This is a genomic window from Pseudomonas onubensis (assembly GCF_965653655.1).
GTDB lineage: Bacteria > Pseudomonadota > Gammaproteobacteria > Pseudomonadales > Pseudomonadaceae > Aquipseudomonas.
The window spans coordinates 1-3,967 of the sequence record NZ_CBFHAZ010000183.1 but is presented as its reverse complement, the minus strand read 5'-3'; the positions used below and the strand labels follow the sequence as shown (position 1 = coordinate 3,967).

The following is a 3,967-nucleotide window of genomic DNA, read 5'->3' as shown; positions in this document are numbered from 1 at the left end:
CGAAAGCGGTGGATCAGTCAGTACATCTGAACCTGACACACCGCTTTCGCGAGCAAGCCCGCTCCCACAGGAGATAGGCGCTATCAGTTGCCTTTGAGGCAGGTGCTCATAAAGGTTTTACGCGCATCGCCAGCCAACGCTTTAGTTTTCGCCGTGGCATTGCAGTCTTTCATCTTCTGCTGCTGCGGGGTCAGGGTCTTGGCATCGTTGGCGGCTGGCGCCGACAGGCAGGTCTTCATAAAGGCCTTGCGGTCATCACCTTTAAGCGTCTTGGCACCGGCTTCAGCATTGCAGGTGGTCATTTTATTTTGCTGGGCAGTGGCAGCAAAGCCTTGGGAACACAGCAGCAGGCCCATCATCAACAACGGAATACGCAGCATCTTCATGGAGTTTTCTCCCTGTTACCGCACCAAAGGGGCACGGCCTACGCAGCAGTGTAGTCAAAACCTGTTACATCTTCAGCGCCCGCGAATATTCGACCGGCGGTACTGCTCCGGGGTGCAGTTGGCGTGACGCTGGAACATGGCGATAAACGCCGAGGCGCTGCTGTAGCCCAAGTCAAACGCCACATGTTGCACACTGCGGTCGCTGTCCAGGGCTTCAATGGCGGCGAGGTAGCGCAGGCGCTGGCGCCATTCGCCGAAGCTCATGCCCAACTCACGCACGAACTGACGGGCCAGGGTGCGCTCACTTACATGCACTTGCTCGGCCCACTGCGCCAGCGGGCGATTGTCCCCAGGGTCGGCCTGCATCCCTTCGAGCACGCTGAGCAGCCCGGGGTGGCGTGCATAAGGCAGGAAGCAATCATGCATCGGCGCCTGTTTGAGCTGGTCCACCAGCACCTGGGCCAGGCGGATATCGGCTTCGGTCTGCGGGATGTTGACGTCACGCCGGGCAAAGTCGCTGAGGATCGCCTTGAGTATTTCGCTGATCGCCAGGGTGCACGGCGTTTGCGGCAGTTGTGCGCAGAGCTCCGGCGCCAGGCCCACTGAGCGATAAACAATCGCTTGGGCGTTGTAGGAACTGTGCTCGGTATTGGGTGGGATCCACACCGCGTACTGCGGTGGCGACATAAAGCGGCTACCGTCCACCTCCATGCGCATCACACCATTGGCCGAATAGTCCAGCGAACCCCAGCCATGCCGGTGCGGCGTGCACTCGGTGTCGGGGGCGAATTCGGAGTAGCGGAAGTACACCGGGCTCGGCAGGCTGCGAAAATCCGCGAGGCGTACGGTATGTCTGGCCATAATGTCTGGATACAAAGGTCGGTTGTCTGGATCGCAGTATAGGCTTCTATCCAGACAGGGGATAATCCCGGCTCATCAACACACCTGGTTTCTTTCGATGCAATACGCGTATCCCCTGCTGGCCATCTTTATCTGGGCCGGCAACACCGTGGTCAACAAACTGGCCGTGGGCTCGATCTTCCCCGCAGAAATCGGCTTTTACCGCTGGTTACTGGCGGCGCTGCTGTTTACCCCGTTCATGCTCAAGCCGGTGCTGGCCAACTGGGCGCTGATCCGCCCGAACCTGGGCAAGATCTTTATCCTCGGCGTGCTGGGCATGGCGGTGTATCAAAGCCTGGCCTATTACGCCGCGACGCTGACCAGCGCCACCAACATGGGCATCATTTTGTCGCTGATGCCGCTGATGTCGTTGACTGCAGCCATCATCAGCCTCGGCCAACGCCTTACCTTTGGCGCGCTGACCGGCGCGGTATTGTCGTTCGCAGGTGTTGTGGTGGTGGTGTCGGCCGGCAACCTCGGCGCATTGCTGCAACACGGGCTCAACCTGGGTGACGCGATGATGCTGTTCGCCACCCTGGCCTACGCGATCTACAGCACCCTGCTGAAAAAATGGCAACTGCGCCTGCCGCCGCTGGTATTGCTGTACTTGCAGATCCTGGTGGCGGTGGTGGTGCTGTTTCCGTTGTTTCTGTTCTCGGCCAAGGCCGGCTTGGGCTGGGCGAATATTCCCCTGGTGCTGTACGCGTGCTTGCTGGCGTCGATGCTGGCGCCACTGGCCTGGATGCATTCGGTGAAAAACCTGGGGCCAAGCCGTACCACGCTGTTTTTCAACTTGCTGCCGTTGATTACCGCCTTGATTGCGGCGGTGGTGTTGAAGGAAGAACTGGCGATGTATCACCTGGTCGGCGGCTTGCTGACCTTGGGCGGGGTGATTTTGTCGGAGCGTTGGACCACGCCGGTGCGCCGCGAGGTCGGGGTTGCCTGCGATGAACGATAACCCGGTCTCCCGGTTAAACCCCGGCCGCCTTCAGCCGCCGCGCATGCTCGACAAACAACCGAATCGGCTCCGCGCCCTTGCCCACCAGCCCCATGGATTGGTTGACGATATCAAAGTGATCCAGGGCGTAGTCATCGCCGATGACCGTGCCCAGGTGCGAGCTGTAGCGCCCGACCATGCCGTCACATTGGCCTTTCTCACGTACAAAGCTGCGGGCGAACAACCGGCAACTGCGGTTCGTGAGGTCCAGCAGGTTGCGCCCGCGATCGGTCTTGCCTGGCTGCAAGGTGCCGGACCACGAGTAATAACGCACGCCGTTGACCACCTCGGCGCCCTGCCCGCCCCAGGTTTCGGGCAGCCCTTGTGGATACTGGCGGTTAAACACGGCCACACCGTCACTCGTCAGGGAATGGTGCGAGGCCTCTAGATCGGCCTTGAAGCGCGGGCCGCGATAGCCGGTTTCCAGCAGGCCCATCCACCAGGCAACCAGGTGAAACACCGCGCTCATCAGCCGGCCTTTGACGCTGTCGGGCGGGTAATGGGCGTGGATATGGTCCGCCAGCTCCGAGCCATGGTTGGGGCCGGCCACCGACGTCACTGACGCCACCCACTCCGGGCGCATGGCGGCGGCATAACGCGCAGTGAGCGCACCCTGGCTATGGCCGATCAGGTTGACCTTATCTGCGCCGGTCTCGCGGCGGACCTGCTCAATGCGCACCAGCAACTGTTCGCCACGCACCTCGCTGCAATCCAGTGGCGCCACCTGAATCGCAAACACCTGCGCCCCGCCCGCCCGCAGTGCCGGGACAATGCCGTACCAGTAAGGGAAAAAGCCTACGCGCACAAAGCCCAGCATGCCGGGTACCAGCACCAAGGGGTAACGCGTGGCGAGGGAATCGGGCATGGGGCAACATCCAGGTCACAATAGCGATAACGCCATCCTAGACCCACCGACATGACTGCCCCATGACTAAGCCGTTTAGAAGTGCCCGGCCAGGCGGTGTGAAATCCGATAAAACTTTTTGCGTCAGCCAGGACTCACAACTTGGAGTGATCACGCCAACAGAGCGTGGCGCAAAACCGGATTAGCACCAGGAGATTGAGATGACCCAAGCAAACTTGACCGACGTTGCCACCCTGCGCAGCCGCGCCCGCCAGCACGTCGAAAACGGCGCCGTGACCGAAGGCTACGACGCCGACCGTGAGGAAATTATCCGCCTGCTCAACGAGTCGCTGGCCACTGAACTGGTCTGCGTGTTGCGCTACAAGCGTCACTACTTCATGGCCAGCGGCCTGAAAGCCAGTGTCGCCGCCGATGAGTTCCTGGAGCACGCCACCCAGGAAGCCGAACACGCCGACAAACTGGCCGAGCGCATCGTGCAGTTGGGCGGTGAGCCGGAGTTCAACCCCGACCTGCTGTCGAAGAACTCCCACGCTCAATACGTGGCTGGCAACACCTTGAAGGAAATGGTCTACGAAGACCTGGTGGCCGAACGGATCGCCGTGGACAGCTATCGCGAAATCATCCAGTACATCGGTGATAAAGACCCGACTACACGTCGCATCTTTGAAGACATCCTGGCCCAGGAAGAAGAACACGCCGATGACATGGCGGATATTCTGCAGGACCTGTAACTAACACTACAAAACGGTGTGGGAGCGGGCTTGCTCGCGAAGGCGGAGTGTCAGTCAGAGCAATACTGACTGAGACACCGCCTTCGCG

General features: G+C 60.5%; 5 protein-coding genes. 2 read left to right on the top strand and 3 right to left on the bottom strand.

Annotated elements, in window-relative coordinates; translation table 11 throughout:
* Window positions 1-83: 83 nt before the first annotated feature.
* Window positions 84-386: a PsiF family protein gene (locus tag ACTD9P_RS29340; protein ID WP_438870380.1), complete on the bottom strand. Its 303-nt coding sequence runs from the start codon at window positions 384-386 to the stop codon at window positions 84-86.
* A gap of 72 nt (window positions 387-458) precedes the next feature.
* Window positions 459-1,247: an AraC family transcriptional regulator gene (locus ACTD9P_RS29335; protein WP_438870378.1), complete on the bottom strand. Its 789-nt coding sequence runs from the start codon at window positions 1,245-1,247 to the stop codon at window positions 459-461.
* A 97-nt stretch (window positions 1,248-1,344) separates the two neighbouring features.
* Between ACTD9P_RS29335 and ACTD9P_RS29330 the strand changes: the two genes are divergently transcribed.
* Complete coding sequence (locus ACTD9P_RS29330; protein WP_438870377.1) at window positions 1,345-2,244, top strand: DMT family transporter; 900 nt, start codon at window positions 1,345-1,347, stop codon at window positions 2,242-2,244.
* A 13-nt stretch (window positions 2,245-2,257) separates the two neighbouring features.
* Here the strand turns inward: ACTD9P_RS29330 and ACTD9P_RS29325 are convergent, their stop codons facing one another.
* The gene (locus tag ACTD9P_RS29325) at window positions 2,258-3,148 is read right to left on the bottom strand and encodes an esterase/lipase family protein (RefSeq protein WP_438870376.1); all 891 of its coding nucleotides are present in this window, start codon (window positions 3,146-3,148) and stop codon (window positions 2,258-2,260) included.
* A gap of 200 nt (window positions 3,149-3,348) precedes the next feature.
* On the opposite strand from ACTD9P_RS29325, the gene ACTD9P_RS29320 reads away from it, so the two are divergent.
* Window positions 3,349-3,879, top strand: a complete 531-nt coding sequence (locus ACTD9P_RS29320) for a ferritin-like domain-containing protein (protein ID WP_017136789.1) — start codon at window positions 3,349-3,351, stop codon at window positions 3,877-3,879.
* The last annotated feature ends 88 nt before the right edge of the window (window positions 3,880-3,967 follow it).